The following is a 17923-nucleotide window of genomic DNA, read 5'->3' as shown; positions in this document are numbered from 1 at the left end:
GAACCACCCGGTCATAATCCAAGAATTCACGCTGCCCCCAAGAGGATGGCGGCGATACCGAGGCAACCGATTCTGGAAGCCTTTCCGCCCTGGAGCAAGCCATGCAAGACCTTGATCCCGTCGAAACCCAGGAATGGCTGGACGCCCTGGAGTCCGTATTAGACTGCGAAGGTGAAGACCGAGCTCATTATCTGCTGACCCGTATGGGTGAGCTGGCCACTCGGACAGGTACACAGCTTCCCTACGCGATCACCACCCCGTATCGCAACACGATCCCGGTTACCAAAGAAGTCCAGATGCCGGGCGACCTCTTCATGGAGCGGCGGATTCGCTCGCTGGTACGCTGGAATGCGTTGGCCATGGTGGTTCGTACCAACCTCCGCGACCCGGACCTTGGCGGCCATATTTCTACCTTTGCTTCGTCCGCTACGCTATACGACATTGGTTTTAACTACTTCTTCAAAGCGCCAACCGAAGAGCATGGCGGCGACCTGGTGTATTACCAGGGCCACGCTTCTCCTGGCGTTTACGCACGTGCCTTCCTTGAGGGCCGCCTGACCGAAGACCAGATGAACAACTTCCGCCAGGAAGTAGATGGCAACGGTCTGTCGAGCTATCCGCACCCGCACCTGATGCCCGATTTCTGGCAGTTCCCGACCGTATCCATGGGTCTGGGTCCGATCACAGCGATCTATCAGGCACGCTTCATGAAGTACCTGGAAGACCGCGGCTTCATCCCGGCCGGCAAGCAGAAGGTCTGGTGCTTTATCGGTGACGGCGAGACTGACGAGCCAGAGACCCTGGGCGCCATCTCTCTGGCAGGTCGTGAAAAGCTGGACAACCTGATCTTCGTGATCAACTGCAACCTGCAGCGTCTGGACGGTCCGGTTCGTGGTAACGCGAAGATCATCCAGGAACTGGAAGGCGTCTTCCGCGGCGCCCAGTGGAACGTGAACAAGGTTATCTGGGGTCGCCTCTGGGATCCCCTGTTCGCCCGTGACGAAAACGGCCTCATGCAGCAGCGCATGGATGAAGCCATCGACGGTGAATACCAGAACTACAAGGCTAAGGACGGCGCGTTCGTTCGTAAGCACTTCTTCGGCGCCAACCCTGAGCTGCTGAAGATGGTTGAGGACATGTCCGATGAGGACATCTGGAAGCTCAACCGCGGCGGTCATGATCCGTATAAGGTGTATGCAGCCTACCATCAGGCGGTCAACCACAAGGGTCAGCCGACGGTCATTCTTGCCAAGACCATCAAGGGTTATGGCACCGGTGCGGGTGAAGCGAAGAACATCGCCCACAACACCAAGAAGATCGATGTGGAGAGCCTGAAGAAATTCCGCGACCGCTTCGACATTCCGCTGAACGATGATCAGCTGGCCGACCTGCCCTTCTTCCGTCCTGCCGAAGACAGCCCGGAAATGAAGTACCTGCGTAAGCGTCGCGAAGCGCTGGGCGGCTCGGTACCGCAGCGTCGCACTACCAGCATCAGTATTCCGACACCACCGCTGGAAACGTTGAAAGCTATCCTGGACGGCTCTGGCGATCGTGAGATCTCCACCACCATGGCCTTCGTTCGCATCCTGTCCCAACTGGTCAAAGACAAGGACCTGGGTAGCCGCATCGTCCCGATTATTCCGGACGAAGCCCGTACCTTTGGTATGGAAGGCATGTTCCGTCAGCTTGGCATCTACTCCTCCGTCGGTCAGCTCTACGAGCCTGTCGACAAGGATCAGGTGATGTTCTACCGCGAGGACAAGAAAGGCCAGATCCTCGAAGAAGGCATCAACGAAGCAGGCGCCATGAGCTCCTTCATTGCAGCCGGTACGTCCTACAGCACCTACAACCAGCCGATGCTGCCGTTCTACATCTACTATTCGATGTTCGGCTTCCAGCGTATCGGCGATTTGGCCTGGGCCGCTGGTGATAGCCAGGTGCGTGGCTTCCTGATTGGCGGTACTGCCGGTCGTACTACGCTGAACGGTGAAGGTCTGCAGCACGAAGACGGTCACAGCCATATCCTGGCAGCAACCATTCCGAACTGCCGCACGTACGACCCCACCTATGCCTACGAGCTGGCGGTTATCATTCGCGAAGGCATTCGCCAGATGACCGAAGAGCAGAAGAACGTGTTCTTCTACATCACGGTCATGAACGAGAACTACCAGCAGCCCGCGCTGCCTGAAGGTGCCGAGGAAGGCATCATCAAGGGTATGTATCTCCTGGAAGAAGAAACCGGTGACTTCAAGCATCGAGTTCAGCTCTTGGGCTCGGGCACTATCCTGCGCGAAGTTCGCGAAGCGAAGGCCCTTCTGCGCGAACTGGGTATCGGTGCAGACATCTGGAGCGTCACCAGCTTCAACGAGCTGCGCCGTGATGGCCTGGCAGTTGACCACTGGAACCGCTTGCATCCGCTGGAAGAGCCCCGCAAGGCCTATATCCAGCAGTGCCTGGAAGGTCGTGAAGGCCCGGTCATTGCCTCTACCGACTACATGAAGCTGTTCGCCGACCAGGTTCGCCAGTGGGTTCCATCCAAGGAATACCAGGTGCTGGGCACTGACGGTTTCGGCCGCAGCGACTCGCGCAAGAAACTGCGTCACTTCTTCGAAGTGGATCGCCACTGGGTCGCCCTGGCTGCTCTGCAAGCCTTGGCCGATCGTGGCGCTATCGAGCGTCAGGTCGTAGCGGATGCCATCACCAAGTTCGGTATCGATCCGCTCAAGCGCAACCCGCTTGATTGCTGATGCCGACGGTGAAAAGGAGAAATTATTGTGAGTGAAACCATTCGCGTACCTGATATCGGCAGTGGCGAAGGCGAGATCATCGAAATTCTGGTCAAGGTGGGCGACACCGTCGAGGCTGAGCAAAGCCTCGTCGTGCTTGAGTCCGACAAGGCCAGCATGGAGATTCCCGCGCCCAAGGCCGGCAAGATCGCTGCGCTGCACGTCAAGCTGGGCGATACGCTGAAAACCGGCGACCTGCTGCTGGACATGGAAGATGGCGCATCGGGTGAAACCGATGCAGCCGAGCCCATGGCTGTTGCTGCAGGCGCTGCTGACGATGAAGTCGAAATGCCAACGCCTCCAGGTGACGAGGATCCATCCGCGTCCGCCAAGGAAGACGATCAGGCAGGTACCGGCGCCGCCCAGGAAATCCATGTGCCGGATATCGGCACCAGTGGCAAAGCCAACATCATCGAACTTCCAGTCAAGGTTGGCGACCGGATCGAAGCCGAACAAACCTTGATTACGCTGGAATCCGACAAGGCCAGCATGGAGATCCCTTCCCCTGCCGCCGGCGTAATTGAAAGTATCGCCGTCAAGGTAGGTGATGAAGTAGGTACAGGTGACCTGATTCTGGTGCTCAAGGGAGGCGGCAACGCTTCCTCTGCACCGGCTCAATCCACCAGTGACAAGCCTGCCGTGCAGGCAGCCGAGCCTGAGTTGCACGAGACGGCCGACGAAGAGCCTGCCGGCGAGAGCACCGAAGAGATCAAGGTGCCTGACATCGGCTCGACCGGTAGCGCCAATGTGATCGAAGTGATGGTCAAAGCGGGTGACTCGGTAGAAGCGGACCAGTCGCTGATTACCCTGGAGTCGGACAAGGCCAGCATGGAAATCCCGGCGCCCAAGGCGGGCGTGGTGGAAAGCGTTTCCATCAAGGTAGGTGATCAGGCCAAAACTGGCGATCTGATCCTGACCTTGAAGGTTCAAGGCGCAGCACCGAAGAAAAAGGCTGAGAAGCCTGCACCGGCTCAGCAAAATGCAGCTCCGGCACAAAAGCAGGCGAGCCCAAGCCCAGCGCCGGCCAAGGCACCGCAAGCGCCCACGCCCACCGGCCAGCCTGGCAAGAAAGTGCATGCTGGCCCGGCTGTACGGATGCTGGCACGCGAGTTTGGCGTCGAGCTGAGCGAAGTGACGCCAACTGGTCCGAAAGGACGTATTCTCAAGGAAGACGTCCAGTCGTACGTAAAGGATCAGCTGCAAAAGAGCAAATCTGCTCCGGCCGCAGCGGCAGCTACCGGTGGCGCCGGAATTCCTCCGGTCCCGACCGTGGACTTCAGCAAGTTTGGCGAAATCGAAGAAGTTCCAATGACACGCCTGATGCAGGTAGGTGCTGCCAATCTGCATCGCAGCTGGCTGAACGTGCCTCACGTAACGCAGTTCGATCAGTCTGATGTCACTGATCTTGAAGCCTTCCGTGTGGGTCAGAAGGCTGTGGCAGAAAAAGCGGGCGTCAAGCTGACCATCCTGCCGTTCCTGCTCAAGGCCTGCGCCCATGTGCTCAAAGAGCTGCCGGACTTCAATGCCTCGCTCGCACCGAGTGGCAAGGCCATTATCCGCAAGAAATACGTGCACATTGGCTTTGCCGTGGACACGCCGGATGGGCTGCTGGTACCTGTCATTCGCAACGTCGATCAGAAGAGTCTTCTCCAGCTGGCTGCCGAAGCCGCTCAACTGGCCGAGAAAGCACGTAACAAGAAGCTTTCCGGCGACGACATGCAGGGTGCCTGCTTCACGATCTCCAGCCTCGGTCATATTGGCGGCACCGGATTCACGCCGATCGTCAATGCACCGGAAGTGGCGATCCTGGGCGTATCCAAGGCCACCATGCAGCCGGTATGGGACGGCAAGGCCTTCCAGCCGCGCCTGATGCTGCCGCTTTCGCTCTCCTATGATCACCGCGTGATCAATGGCGCTGCTGCGGCCCGCTTCACCAAGCGCCTGGGCGATCTGCTGGCTGAGATTCGCGGCCTGCTGCTGTAAAGAGACGATGCCGGCCTCTGCCGGCAACCGTCTGGCCGATGAAATGCTCGGTCATCTGAAACCCTGCCACCCCGGCAGGGTTTTTTTTAAAGAATTTGACTTGCTGGATCGATAAAGCTTCTTAGTAGAAAGCTGCTGTTTGTTTTATCGAGACGCTTGTCAGTGTGGTTGGCTTGATGCACCCTTGCTCCCTGAAAGGACTTATGGGTGCCTCGTTCTGGCGGAATCCAGAAGACAGTCACTGCAAATAAAACCGGATTGGCTTACTGTACGCCCTTTCGTTAAGTCGACTTGGCATAACCCATAAGTACGCGCCCCTTATCAAGGGCCGTTGGAAGCGAACCGCCGCATGAAGATTCATCCTGATGCTGCCAGTCTCTCAGTGGCCGAGGTTGCTACGCAGCCGCCTGTGCCCGCACAGCTGGGGATGTTGCGCTTCGAGCGGCTCAATGAGCCCAGCTGGGCGCTGCTGGATCTAGACCAGGCATGTGAAAAAAGTCTGGGGCTGCCTGCCTATGAGCTTTGCTCGCTTCTCGAGTCGCCTTACGCCAGCCTCATGGAGCCTGCGGCACGCTATCACCTGCACGATGCCATACAGCAGCAATTGCTCAAGCGCCGCCATTACGTCATTCGCTATACCCTGCACGCACCGGCAGGCGCGACGTCAATGGTTGAAATTGGCGAGGCAATCTCCCGCCATGGTCGTGAAATCCTGCACGGCTACCTGATTCCTGTAGAGCTGGCTTCAGAGGCCGAGCGACTGACTACCACGCTGATGGCGCAAAACAGGGATCTTAAAGCCTCGCTGGATCTTCTTGAGCAGTCCTGCGTACAGGAACAAGCTCGTGTTGATCGGATAAGAGCACACCGCAATCTTTTGCTTGAATTGACACAACACGCCTACAGCTCCAGCGACCCGCTTCAGGAAGCGGCCCAACTGATCACTCGTGCAGCCAGTGAAACCTGTAGCGTGAAACGAGCCAGTGTGTGGCAGGTGGGCGAAAACCATTTACGCCCTGTCTACACTCATGGCGAATCTCCTAATACGTCGTCTGTTTCCTCTTGGTCATTGGATGATTTTCCGGCGTATGTGGAGGCGCTTCATAAGGCCCGATCAATCGATGCGCAGGATGCTCAACATGATCCTCGTACACGCGAATGGACCAAGCCGTATCTGCTCGCCCATGACATTTGCTCGCTTCTGGATATCTGCATACGTGTAGATGGCCGGGTATTAGGCATCCTTCGCCTTGAGCAAACCGGCCAGCCCAGAATCTGGCAGAACGATGAAATTGCGTTTGCCTGCGAACTGGCCGATCAGTACGCCAAAGTGCTTGATAGCCAGGAGCGCCGCAGTGCCACCCATGCCCTGCATCTGTTCCAACGGGCGGTTGAGCAGAGCGCCAATGCTTTTCTGCTAGTCAATCGCAAAGGGGAGATCGAATACATCAACCCCAGCTTTACAACCATTACCCAGTACACTGCCGAAGAAGTCTGCGGTCAGCCCATCAGTGAGCTACCGGCATTGACCAACTGGTCGGAACTTCTACCCGACGCCTATGCGGCCCTGGAAAAACAGAACAGCTGGCAAGGCGAGCTTCGCTGCCAGCGCAAGGACCAGATCTCCTACTGGGGTCATCTTTCGCTTTCTAAAGTCTACTCAGATAACGGTGAACTGACCCACTACATTGGCATCTTCGAGGACATCACGCAGGCAAAGCTGACCCAGCAAAACATGGAAAAGCTGGCCTATCGTGACAGCCTGACAGGGCTGGCCAACCGTCACTATTTCATCGATCGCCTGGAAAAGCGCCTGGCAGGACGGGAAGAGATCCATAACTGCCTGATGCTGATCGATATCGATCATTTCAAGCGCATCAATGACAGCCTGGGCCATGAAGCCGGCGATAACCTGCTGGTCAGCCTGGCCAGGCGCCTGCAAAGCTCACTGGGGCAAAGTACGCTGATCGCGCGGATCGCCAGCAATGAGTTCGCCGTGCTGCTTGAGCAGATGGATGCCCAGGAAGGGTTGGATGTCGCGAGCGCACTGCTAAGCATGCTCGAAAAGCCCATCTATGTTGAAAGCCAGCCAACGCTGGTCAGTTGCTCGATTGGTTTGACCGTCACCCCTGATCACGGCAAGGACTCGCAGACGCTCATGAAGCATGCCGGCCTGGCGTTGCACAAGGCCAAGGCCAGCGGCGGAAATAGGGTACAGGTCTATACACAATCGCTGGTGACCGAAGCCAGTCACAAGCTTTTCATGCAAAATAACCTTCGCCGTGCCCTCGAGCTCAACGAACTAGAGGTTCATTATCAACCCAAGATCTGCCTCAAAAGCGCTCAGCTATTGGGACTTGAGGCGCTGTTGCGCTGGAATCATCCCGAACGGGGCATGATACGACCCGATCAATTCATCAGCGTGGCGGAAGAGACCGGCCTGATCATCCCGATTGGCAAGTGGGTCATTCGGGAAGCCTGCAGGCAAATCAAGGCGCTGGATGCCGCTGGCCTGGGCCATTTGCAGATGGCGATCAACCTTTCTCCCAAGCAGTTCACTGATCAGGAGCTTGTCAGCTCAATCAGAAGCATTCTGATTGAAGAGCGCCTCCCTCCTCATCGCCTTGAGCTTGAACTGACCGAAAGCCTACTCTTGGATGCAACCGATGAGACACGCCAGCAGCTAGAGGAGATGAAGCAAATCGGGCTCAGTCTGGCCATGGACGATTTCGGCACAGGCTATTCTTCACTCAGCTACCTTAAGAAATTCCCGATCGATGTCATCAAGATCGACCGAAGCTTTATCAAGGACATTCCAGCCAATCAGGATGATATGGAGATTACTTCGGCCGTAGTGGCCATGGCTCATAACCTACGACTCAAGGTTGTGGCTGAAGGTATCGAAACGACACAACAGCTGAGCTTTCTACGTCGCCATCATTGCGACGTAGGCCAGGGTTATCTGTTTGATCGTCCCATTCCTGGTAACGAGCTGCTTGATAGTCTTCGTCGCTATCTAAACCTCAACAAGATCTAGTCGCGCCGCCTGTTGTAAGGCCTTGGAATCGAGGAAGGTAGCCAACCCCGGCTACATCAGGTGCTTTTTTCCTCGATCAGCCAGTCCAGCTTCCAGCCAGGCTGGCTTTGTCCCAGTTGTTTGGCAAGCCAGGGCAAAACGCTTCTGAGTTCGTCTTCCAGACCCCACGGGGGGTTGGAAATCACCATACCAGAGCCATTGAGTCCCACCGGATTGTCGGCGGGATGTACCCAGAGTTCGGCACGCAGAAGTTTGGGTGCATTACTCTTTTGCAGACCTTGATAAAACCGCTTGAGCTGACGCTGATCCTTGATGGGATACCAGATAGCGGTCACGATCTGCCGCATACGGGCAATGCTTTCCTTTAATGCCATTGAACACCGCTCAAACTCGTCCACTTTTTCAAAAGGCGGATCGATCAAGAGCACAGCGCGTTTCTCCTGCACGGGCAGCAGTGCTTTGGGTAACAGCCAGCCGTCCCGATGATGAACAGCGATCCGTCTTTCTTGCCCCATGTTTTCCTTGAGCAGCAGAGCATCTTCAGGATGCAGTTCATTCAAGTGCAAACGATCCTGAGACCGGGAAAAGCGCCGAGCGATTTCGGGTGACCCTGGGTAGAAGCGCAACGCCCCATCACTATTAAGAGCAGCGACAGCCTCCTTGTAAGCGACAAGCGGATCAGGGAGGTCTTTCGCCTCCCAGAGTCGGCCTATTCCATCTTGCCATTCACCGGTACGGCTAGCCTGATCTCCCAGCAGATCGTAAAGCCCTATGCCCGAATGTGTGTCCAGATAAGCGTAGGATGTTTCCTTGCGCCCCAGTAACATCAATACGCGAGACAGTACAAAGTGCTTCAGCACATCGGCATGGTTTCCGGCATGGAAGGCGTGTCGGTAATTCATGATTCGCTCCTGTGAAGGCGCGCAGTGTACTGGAAGTCTCCTGTTCGTCGCATGGCTCAAAAGAATCTGGCATTAATTTTGACAGCTTGCCGAATCAACAGGTTAAATCAAGAATCCAGCGCATCGCGCCTACCCACTATGCAGGAGTTTCGATTTGGATGCCGTCACAATCAATAGCCTATTTTTGATTGGCGCGCTCCTGGTCGGTCTCTCCATTCTGGTCAGCTCGCTTTCCTCGCGCCTGGGCATTCCCATTCTTGTGATTTTTCTTGCAGTCGGGATGCTGGCAGGCGTAGACGGCCCTGGTCATATCAATTTCAACAACTACCCCCTCGCCTACCTCGTAGGCAATCTTGCCCTGGCGATCATTCTGCTGGACGGCGGTATGCGTACACGCGTATCCAGTTTCCGAGTGGCGCTCTGGCCAGCATTGTCCCTGGCAACCGTGGGCGTAATGATTACCGCCGGGTTAACGGGCGCCATGGCGGCGTGGCTTCTTGACCTGAGCCTGCTGCAAGGGCTGCTGATCGGCGCTATTGTCGGCTCAACCGATGCTGCCGCGGTGTTTTCACTACTGGGCGGACGCGGGCTCAACGAGCGTGTTACCGCAACCCTTGAAATCGAGTCAGGCAGCAATGACCCTATGGCGGTCTTTCTTACTGTCACGCTGATCGAGCTTCTGGCCAGCGGCCAGACAGGCTTCAGCTGGGGGCTCGTCTGGAACTTCGTACGTGAATTCGCCATTGGCAGCCTGCTTGGCCTGGGGGGTGGCTGGTTGCTGCTTCAACTTATCAACCGTATGCAGCTGGCCGATGGGCTCTATCCGCTACTGGCAGTCAGTGGAGGCTTGTTCATTTTTGCCATTACCAACGCAGCACATGGCAGTGGCATCCTGGCGGTGTATTTGGCGGGTCTGGTTATGGGCAACCGACCAATTCGGAGCCGCCACGGCATGCTACATATGCTGGACGGCATGGCTTGGTTGGCACAGATCGGCATGTTCCTAGTGCTGGGGCTCTTGGTAGAGCCGCACAATCTGCTCCCCATTGCCCTGCCCGCTCTGGGCCTCGCCCTTTGGATGATCGTGATCGCGCGCCCCCTGTCAGTCTTTGTGGGCCTGCTTCCCTTTAAAGCTTTCCATAGTCGCGAAAAACTCTTCATCTCATGGGTAGGGCTACGCGGAGCGGTACCGATCATCCTGGCTGTTTTCCCCATGATGGCAGGCCTGCCCCAGGCTCAGCTGTTCTTTAACGTAGCCTTCTTTATCGTTCTGGTTTCACTGCTGTTACAAGGTTCAAGCCTGCCGCTCGCGGCAAAGTGGCTGCGCGTCACCGTACCGCCAGAGCCTGTCCCTTTCTCGCGCTCCGGCCTGCAGGTGCATCCCACCAGTGAGTGGGAGCTTTTCGTCTACCGCCTGGGCAAGGAGAAATGGTGTATTGGCGCAGCGCTTCGCGAGTTGAAAATGCCGCCCAATACTCGTATCGCGGCGCTCTTCCGCGGGGAACAGCTCCTACACCCTTCCGGCAGTACAAAGCTGGAAGCAGGCGACATCCTGTGTGTCATTGGCCATGAGTATGATCTCTCGGCCCTGGGCAAGTTGTTCAGTCAGGCCCCAGAGCGAGGCCAGCGCTTCTTCGGTGACTTCGTATTGGAAGCCAATGCGGAGCTTAAGGCAGTGGCCTCGCTGTATGGTCTTAACCTTGGCGAGCTGGATGGGGAGCAGACGTTGGGAAGCTTTATTACCCAGCGCATTGGCGGTGAGCCGGTCATTGGTGACCAGATCGAATGGAGCGGCCTGACCTGGACAGTCGCTTCGCTTGAAGGCAATCGTGTGAGAAAAATTGGGGTCAAGTTCCCAGAAGGCCGTTCAGGACCTGCTCTTTTCCTCTGATTCGTGCGGTAGTCGGCTCGACCGACAAGAGCAGTTGCGTCAGCAAAGGCGGGGATTTAACCTCCTCGCCTTTCCTGCTGCCAAGATGTGATCATGCTCGCCTTGCGTATTCTGCTCAAGATCGTGTTGTTGGGCTTTTGTCTCAACTTTCCGCTCGCTTATTCACAAGAATCCAACCTGCCTGATGCCAAGCAGATTCAGCATAGTCTGGACACGTTGGCGGACCGGAAGCTTTCTGCCTCCGATCAGCAGACCGTTCAGGATATTCTGAAAAATACGCTGCAGCTACTGGACCAGAGGGATCAGCATGAGCAGGACCTAGCGGATGTAAAACGCAAGATCACACAAGCACCGCAGCTGATCAAGGATGCCCAAAAGGACCTAGCCAAGCTCCAGAGCGAGCAGGAAAAGCCCCCGGTTACCCAACGCTATGCCAACGCCAGTACCCAGGAGCTGGAGAATCTTCAAAGCCAGCGCAACTCACAGCTCAACGACTGGCAGAACGCCCTGAATGATGCCAATACACTGGTCATCACATCGCAAACACGACCCGAGCGTGCCCAGGTCGAAATCAGCAATGCGCAAATGCGGGTACAGACCATTGCCGACATTCTCAAGAGTGGCAAGGAAAGCGGTAAGCCCATTACGCCTGAACGTCGCAATCAGCTATTAGCCGAACAGGCGGAACGCAACGCACTGATTCAACTGCGCAAGCAGGAACTTTCGGGCAACAGCACGCTGCAAGATCTTGGCACCATTCAACGTGAACTCTACACGGAGCGTGTCAAACTGATCGAGAAAGAAAGTCTCGATCTGCAAGCCCTCATCAGCAGCAAACGTCGCCAGCAGTCAGAGGAAACCTTTGCCGCCCTGTCTCGTGAATCGCAGAAGACAGCAGGTAGTAACGATGTCCTGACCAGCGAAACAAATCTTAACCTCAAGCTTTCCGACTACCTCTTGCGTGCGACGGATCGCCTGAATGAACTCACTCGAAACAATCTTGAAATCAAGCAGCGACTTGATCAGCTCAAGCAGACCGGCGAGACCATGCAGCAGCAGATCAATGTCCTGAAAGGCAGCCTGCTGCTTTCCAAGCTGCTCTATCAACAGCGGGCCTCCCTGCCAACGGTCGAAGCAACCAAGGGACTGACGGACGAGATTGCCGATATACGTCTATACCAGTTCGACTTGAACCAGCAGCGCACGCAAATCGCCAACCCTTGGGATTACCTGGACAAGGTCATGGCTCAGATGCCACCCGAGCAGACGACACCTGAGCTTCGCAAGAAGCTACTGGAGCTGATCAGAACTCGAGCGGACCTGCAAGATCGCCTAAGTACCGAACTAAGTGCGTTGTTAAGCGAGTCAATCACGCTTCAGCTAAACCAGCAGCAACTGTTAGCGACCAGCGAAAGTCTCCGCTCAACGCTTGATGAGCAGATGTTCTGGATTCCCAGCAATCGCCCGCTGGATTGGGGCTGGCTCAAGGATGCGCCCAAATCGCTGGTCGAACAGATTGCAAATGTGCCCTGGCGCGCCAGTGCAGGCGAATTGTCAGCCGGTCTGGCCGAACGCCCCTGGCTGTTTCTGCCTCTCATTCTTGCTATTGCAACGCTGCTGTGGAAGCGTCGGTATCTTTACGAAAAACTCAATGCCTTGAACAAGGACATTGGGCACTTCCAACGTGACAGCCAGCTACACACGCCGCTTGCGATCATTCTGACCGTGCTGCTGACTCTTCCTGTCAGCCTGTCGCTAGGTTTGATCGGCGTTGCCCTTGAGGGCGACAAGCGGGGCGTGAACGCATCCATTGGCGCAGCGCTTATGGAGATGGCCGCCGGCTGGCTGGTGTTCTATACCGTTTACCGCCTACTGGAAGGTGGAGGTGTTGCAGAGACCCATTTCCGCTGGTCACGCGCGCAAGTAGATTCCATGCGCCGCCTGGTCAGGCGTCTAGGCCTTTTGGCCTTGGCATTAATGGCCGTAGCAGCCATTGCCCAACGTCAGCTGACAAGCCTGTCTGAAGACGTACTGGGTATCCTTATTGTTCTGATCTGCTATGCCAGCATGTCCTGGATGCTGGGTCGCTCCTTGCTTAACACGGCGGCTCGAGAACGTCTGCCCTTCTTCCGGCTGATGTTTGGACTGATCATTACCGCCATTCCGGCCGGACTGTTCCTGGCTGTTTGCCTAGGCTACTACTACACCTCACTGAAACTGACCGACCGGCTTATCGATACGCTGTATCTGCTGCTCTGCTGGGTCATTCTCGAAGCCGCCTTCTCGCGGGGCTTAAGCGTGGCTGCAAGGCGCCTCGCCTATCATCGCGCCCTGGCCAAGCGACAGAGCATGCAGGAGGCAGGTGAAACCGGTGAAGCCATAGAAGAGCCTGCACTGGATATGGAGCAGGTCAATCAGCAGTCCTTACGTCTAATCCGCCTTGCCCTATGGTTGGGCTTCCTGGGAGTGCTGTATTGGGTCTGGGTGGACGTGGTGGCAGTCTTCTCATACCTGGATAACGTCACGCTTTACCAGTACAGCAGCGGTACGGGTGAGTCGGCAACCATGATGCCGATTACCCTGCGAGACGTTATCAAAGCGGTCATCTTTGCAGGCCTCACCTTTGCACTGGCACGCAACCTGCCCGGCCTGCTTGAGGTTGTGGTGCTTTCCCGCCTGAGCCTGGCTCAAGGGACCGCGTATGCAACCACGACGCTATTGTCCTATGTCATCATCAGCGTGGGTGTTATCAGTTCGCTCTCCACGCTGGGCGTTAGCTGGGACAAACTCCAGTGGCTGGCAGCGGCCCTCTCGGTTGGTTTGGGTTTTGGCCTTCAGGAGATATTCGGTAACTTCATTTCCGGCCTGATCATCCTGTTCGAACGCCCTGTTCGAATCGGCGACCTGATTACCATCGGTAATGTTACAGGCACAGTCAAACGCATTCAGATCCGGGCGACCCATATCACTGATGCTGACAACAAATCCGTCATTGTGCCTAACAAGACGTTCGTGACGAGTCAGCTCATCAACTGGACGCTGACAGACACCATGACGCGTATCACGCTGCTGGTTAATGTGGCCAACGGCTCCGATCTGGAAAAAGTACGCGAGCTGCTCTATAAGGCCGCCTACGACAATCCCAGGGTTTTGCATGATCCAGAACCAATGGTCCTGCTACAGGCGTTTGGTGAGAACACACTGAATCATGAGTTACGCGTTCACGTGCGGGAGCTGGGCGATCGCGGCTTTGCTACTGATGAAATCAACCGCAGCATCGAGCGACTGTTCAGGGAGAACAATATAGAGATCGCCTTTCGCCAGCTGGAAGTGTCTGTAAAGAATAGGGAAGGATCTGAGCGCACCTTGAGCAAGGATGAAGTGCCTTCTCCGACCTACTCTGGACAGAAGGAATGATCAGGGCACGTTTTACGCTGTCTAGATAAATACATTTGCAGTCCGGAGAGTGCCGTGAAAACCCTTGAAGCGCTTGAGTTCGATAACCGCTTTGCCCGTCTGGGCGATGATTTTTCGACGGCCATCCAACCCAAGCCTATTGAAAATCCAAAGTTGGTGGTCGTCTCGGAGGCCGCCATGGCACTGCTGGATCTGGATGTTGCCGAGGCGCAACGACCGGAATTCACGGAAATCTTTTCCGGGCACAAGCTCTGGGATACAGCCGACTCACGCGCCATGGTTTATTCAGGCCATCAGTTCGGCTCCTACAATCCTCGCCTGGGTGATGGCCGAGGCCTTTTGCTTGGCGAGGTCATAAACGACAAGGGAGAGCACTGGGATCTTCACCTCAAGGGTGCCGGCATGACACCCTACTCAAGAATGGGAGACGGACGTGCAGTCTTACGCTCGTCCATTCGAGAGTTTCTGGCCTCAGAAGCACTTTATGCACTGGGTATCCCTTCAAGCCGCGCGTTGTGTGTGACCGGCTCCACTACAGAGGTCATACGCGAACGAGTCGAAACCGGCGCCATGCTGCTACGGCTTGCCCAAAGCCATATACGCTTCGGGCATTTCGAATACTTCTACTATACGCAGCGCAATGATTTGTTGGAAAAGCTTGGCCAGCATGTGCTTGAGGCGCACTACCCACAGTGCCTGGAGCAACCTGATCCTTATGCGGCTTTTTTCCGTGAAGTCGTCGAGCGCAACGCCGAGCTGATCGCCTACTGGCAGGCTTACGGCTTTTGCCACGGTGTGATGAACACAGACAACATGTCTATTCTCGGCATTACATTCGATTTCGGCCCTTATGCCTTCCTGGATGACTTTGACGCGCATTTTATCTGTAACCACTCTGACTACAGTGGCCGATACTCCTACAGCAATCAGGTCCCCATTGCGCACTGGAACCTGGCGGCACTGGCGCAGGCGTTGACGCCGAGGGTGCCTGTCGAAACGCTGAAAGGAATACTCGAATTATTTTTGCCGCTTTATGAGGCGCATTACCAGGCATTGATGCGACGTCGACTCGGCCTTATGACAGAGCAAGCGGCGGATAAGGAGCTGATCGAGCGGCTGCTCAGCCTGATGCAAGGCAGTGCCGTTGACTACTCACTCTTCTTCCGACGTCTGGGCGATGAGGTTCCGGAGCAGGCGATTGCGGCTCTTCGAAACGACTTTGTTGATTTGCCTGGATTTGATGAGTGGAGTCGCCAATACCTGAACCGCACCGAGCAGGAAGGCGGCGATCAACCGGCACGCCAGGAGCGCATGCACGCAGTCAATCCACTCTATGTACTGCGTAACTATCTGGCCCAACAGGCGATCGAGCAGGCTGAGGCGGGTAATTATGAAGAAGTTCGCCAGCTTCATAAGGTTCTGACCCGGCCCTTTGAAGAGCAACCGGGCAACGACCGATTCGCTCAACGCCCACCGGATTGGGGCAAACACCTGGAAATCAGCTGCTCTTCATAATACCGGCGCCTTGCGTCAACAACTCAATGAACGCACGTGCAAGTGATGAGCGCTCGTCACGACGATGAATAAGCCACAATGCGGAGGTGGCGCCCTCGTCCACCAGGGTTCTGTAGACAACACCTTCGATATGCATTCGCCGGTAGGTTGCTGGCAAAACCGAAACACCTAATCCGGCCGCCACCAGTCCAATAATGATCGTAGTTTCTCGAGCTTCCTGAACGATTCGCGGGCTGAATCCAGCTTGTTGAGACAAGCTGATCAATTGATCATATAGACCTGTACCGTAGGTACGAGGAAAGTAAACAAAGGGTTCCTCGGCCAACTGTTTGATAGCAATGCTTTCGTGGGTTTGTAGGGCCAAGGGATGGTCCGCCCGCATCACAGCGACGAGGGGCTCCCGAAACAGCTCTATCGAGACCAGCGCATCCGACATGGTAATAGGCCGGATCAGTCCTACCTGGAGCTTGCGATCCATCAGCGCCTCGGTCTGCTCTCGGCTGCTCATTTCCTGCAAAGCCAGATGTACCGCCGGAAAGCGCTGGCGAAAATTGAAAATAGAGCGTGGAACGGTAGCTATAAAGGGCGCGGAAACCGTAAAACCCACTTGCAACTCACCTAACTCTCCGCGTTGCGCTCGCCGTGCAATATCGGTGGCCTTATCTACCTGCGCCAACACCTGCCGAGCCTCATCCAGAAAGAGCCGGCCAGCCTCAGTCAATGCAACACGACGATTCGTGCGCTCAAACAGGCGTGCCCCCAGCTCCTCTTCCAAAGCTTGTATCTGCTGACTCAGTGGTGGCTGTGAAATACCCAGGAGTTCAGCCGCTCGACCAAAATGCAATTCATCTGCGACGGCTACAAAGTACCGTAAATGTCTTAATTCCATAGCGCCTCGATTGATATTTAATACATATCAAATCAGTCGAATAATATATTGGAAAGAATAAACATCAGCTCTTATTCTTTCAGTAACCAATAATAAATTTCAGATTGTGCAGCGCTTTCGCTGCGCCGTCCTTTCGTTCGTCCAGATTTTGAGGTTTAACGTGAGTAAGTCTGCTTTACCTGCTCGTCACGAGCATGCCCAACCTGAAGAAGAGCCTGCGCCTATTCAGGCAGCACGTGAAGCTGCCAACCAGGTAGTAGAAGATGCCGATTTGTACATTGAGAAAGGCACTCGCCAGTTCATCCATACAGCCCTTGCACTTTTCTGTGGCGGCTTCGCCACGTTTGCCCTGCTGTACTGTGTACAGCCCATGATGCCCATTTTTTCCGAAGCCTTTGGTATAACGGCGGCCAAAAGCAGCCTCGTGCTCTCCGTATCAACTGGGCTCATGGCGGTCGGGCTACTGGTTACAGGTCCTATTTCAGATGCCATCGGCCGCAAGCCGGTCATGGTGGTCTCACTCTTCGCCGCCGCTTTCTTTACGCTGCTTAGCGCCATCATGCCCACCTGGGAAGGTGTTCTCGTCATGCGGGCATTGGTTGGTCTATCGCTATCCGGTCTGGCCGCCGTTGCCATGACCTATCTGTCTGAGGAAATCCATCCCCAGCACATCGGCTTATCCATGGGGCTGTATATCAGCGGCAACGCGCTGGGTGGGATGAGTGGGCGCGTCATCAGCGGCGTTTTGGTGGACTTTGTCTCTTGGCGGATTGCTCTAGCAATCCTGGGCAGTCTGGCGCTGATTGCCGCTATCGTATTCTGGCGGCGTTTGCCGGAGTCACGTCACTTCCGCCCAACTCCCCTGAAGCCTCGCACACTGGTCAATGGCTTTACCCAACACTTTCGAGACGCTGGGCTACCTTGGCTCTTTCTCGAGGGCTTTCTGTTAATGGGCGCCTTTGTCACGTTGTTTAATTATATTGGCTATCGCCTGTTAGGTGAGCCTTATCATCTCAGTCAAGCCGTTGTGGGCGTCTTGTCAGTCGTCTACCTGTCGGGTATCTACAGCTCGGCCCAAGTAGGCTCATTAGCGGATAAACTTGGTCGCCGCCGCGTCTTTTGGGCTGTGATTCTTCTGATGCTGGGTGGCGTGGTGCTGACGCTATTCACCCCCCTGCCGTTGGTTCTGGTGGGCATGCTGCTGTTTACCTTCGGCTTTTTCGGGGCTCATTCGGTCGCCAGCAGCTGGATCGGTCGCCGTGCTCGGCAAGCAAAGGGACAAGCTTCGTCGCTTTACCTGTTCTGCTACTACGTGGGCTCAAGCATCGCAGGAACATTAGGCGGCGTGTTCTGGCACGAAGCGGGATGGAATGGTGTCGGACTGTTCATCGCCACACTCCTGGTCGGAGCACTGGCTGTTGCGTTACACCTGGCTCGCCTGCCAGCCCTCCCCTTGAATGTTAAAGCCGCTCGATGAGCGGCTTTGCCTTTTTAATGGATCGG

The 17923-nt window shown here is 55.7% G+C and carries 9 protein-coding genes; 7 read left to right on the top strand and 2 right to left on the bottom strand.

All coding sequences use genetic code 11. The annotated features are described in order from the left end of the window. The first annotated feature begins 101 nt into the window (after nucleotides 1-101). The 3 genes from aceE (at nucleotide 102) to B3729_RS15515 (ending at nucleotide 7806) form a co-directional block, all read left to right on the top strand. Nucleotides 102-2747 (top strand): pyruvate dehydrogenase (acetyl-transferring), homodimeric type, encoded by a 2646-nt coding sequence (aceE, locus tag B3729_RS15525; RefSeq protein ID WP_122043458.1) that lies wholly within the window; start codon nucleotides 102-104, stop codon nucleotides 2745-2747. A 27-nt stretch (nucleotides 2748-2774) separates the two neighbouring features. After that, nucleotides 2775-4769: a dihydrolipoyllysine-residue acetyltransferase gene (aceF, locus tag B3729_RS15520; RefSeq protein WP_286788315.1), complete on the top strand. Its 1995-nt coding sequence runs from the start codon at nucleotides 2775-2777 to the stop codon at nucleotides 4767-4769. Nucleotides 4770-5118: 349 nt separating this feature from the next. Beyond that, complete coding sequence (locus tag B3729_RS15515; protein ID WP_286788314.1) at nucleotides 5119-7806, top strand: putative bifunctional diguanylate cyclase/phosphodiesterase; 2688 nt, start codon at nucleotides 5119-5121, stop codon at nucleotides 7804-7806. Nucleotides 7807-7862: 56 nt separating this feature from the next. Here B3729_RS15515 and B3729_RS15510 read toward each other — a convergent pair whose 3' ends face one another. After that, the gene (locus B3729_RS15510) at nucleotides 7863-8708 is read right to left on the bottom strand and encodes a 23S rRNA (adenine(2030)-N(6))-methyltransferase RlmJ (RefSeq protein ID WP_286788313.1); all 846 of its coding nucleotides are present in this window, start codon (nucleotides 8706-8708) and stop codon (nucleotides 7863-7865) included. Between the two features lie 154 nt (nucleotides 8709-8862). On the opposite strand from B3729_RS15510, the gene B3729_RS15505 reads away from it, so the two are divergent. The 3 genes from B3729_RS15505 (at nucleotide 8863) to selO (ending at nucleotide 15531) form a co-directional block, all read left to right on the top strand. Continuing rightward, nucleotides 8863-10599, top strand: a complete 1737-nt coding sequence (locus B3729_RS15505) for a potassium/proton antiporter (RefSeq protein ID WP_286788312.1) — start codon at nucleotides 8863-8865, stop codon at nucleotides 10597-10599. Nucleotides 10600-10692: 93 nt separating this feature from the next. Further along, on the top strand, nucleotides 10693-14016 hold the full coding sequence (mscK, locus tag B3729_RS15500) for a mechanosensitive channel MscK (RefSeq protein ID WP_286788311.1): 3324 nt from the start codon (nucleotides 10693-10695) through the stop codon (nucleotides 14014-14016). A 54-nt stretch (nucleotides 14017-14070) separates the two neighbouring features. Beyond that, entirely contained in the window at nucleotides 14071-15531 is a 1461-nt protein-coding gene (selO, locus tag B3729_RS15495) for a protein adenylyltransferase SelO (protein WP_286788310.1), read from the top strand. On the opposite strand, the gene B3729_RS15490 is transcribed toward selO, so the two are convergent. Continuing rightward, nucleotides 15515-16420: a LysR family transcriptional regulator gene (locus tag B3729_RS15490; RefSeq protein ID WP_010797042.1), complete on the bottom strand. Its 906-nt coding sequence runs from the start codon at nucleotides 16418-16420 to the stop codon at nucleotides 15515-15517. The two genes, selO and B3729_RS15490, sit on opposite strands and share 17 nt — an antisense overlap. A gap of 160 nt (nucleotides 16421-16580) precedes the next feature. Here B3729_RS15490 and B3729_RS15485 point away from each other — a divergent pair, with 160 nt between their 5' ends. Further along, nucleotides 16581-17897, top strand: a complete 1317-nt coding sequence (locus B3729_RS15485; RefSeq protein WP_286788309.1) for an MFS transporter — start codon at nucleotides 16581-16583, stop codon at nucleotides 17895-17897. Nucleotides 17898-17923 lie beyond the last annotated feature (26 nt).

Source organism: Pseudomonas sp. UBA3149 (assembly GCF_002364655.1).
GTDB classification, from domain to species: domain Bacteria; phylum Pseudomonadota; class Gammaproteobacteria; order Pseudomonadales; family Pseudomonadaceae; genus Chryseomonas; species Chryseomonas luteola.
Note: the sequence above shows the minus strand (reverse complement) of the source record. Positions and strands in the feature narration are given on the sequence as shown.

What these genes read in the sequence shown, in the direction of transcription:
- B3729_RS15510 (WP_286788313.1), bottom strand. Translation starts at nt 8,708, where the DNA reads ATGAATTACCGACACGCCTTCCATGCCGGAAACCATGCCGATGTGCTG.
- B3729_RS15490 (WP_010797042.1), bottom strand. Translation starts at nt 16,420, where the DNA reads ATGGAATTAAGACATTTACGGTACTTTGTAGCCGTCGCAGATGAATTG.
- B3729_RS15515 (WP_286788314.1), top strand. Translation starts at nt 5,119, where the DNA reads ATGAAGATTCATCCTGATGCTGCCAGTCTCTCAGTGGCCGAGGTTGCT.
- aceE (WP_122043458.1), top strand. Translation starts at nt 102, where the DNA reads ATGCAAGACCTTGATCCCGTCGAAACCCAGGAATGGCTGGACGCCCTG.
- mscK (WP_286788311.1), top strand. Translation starts at nt 10,693, where the DNA reads ATGCTCGCCTTGCGTATTCTGCTCAAGATCGTGTTGTTGGGCTTTTGT.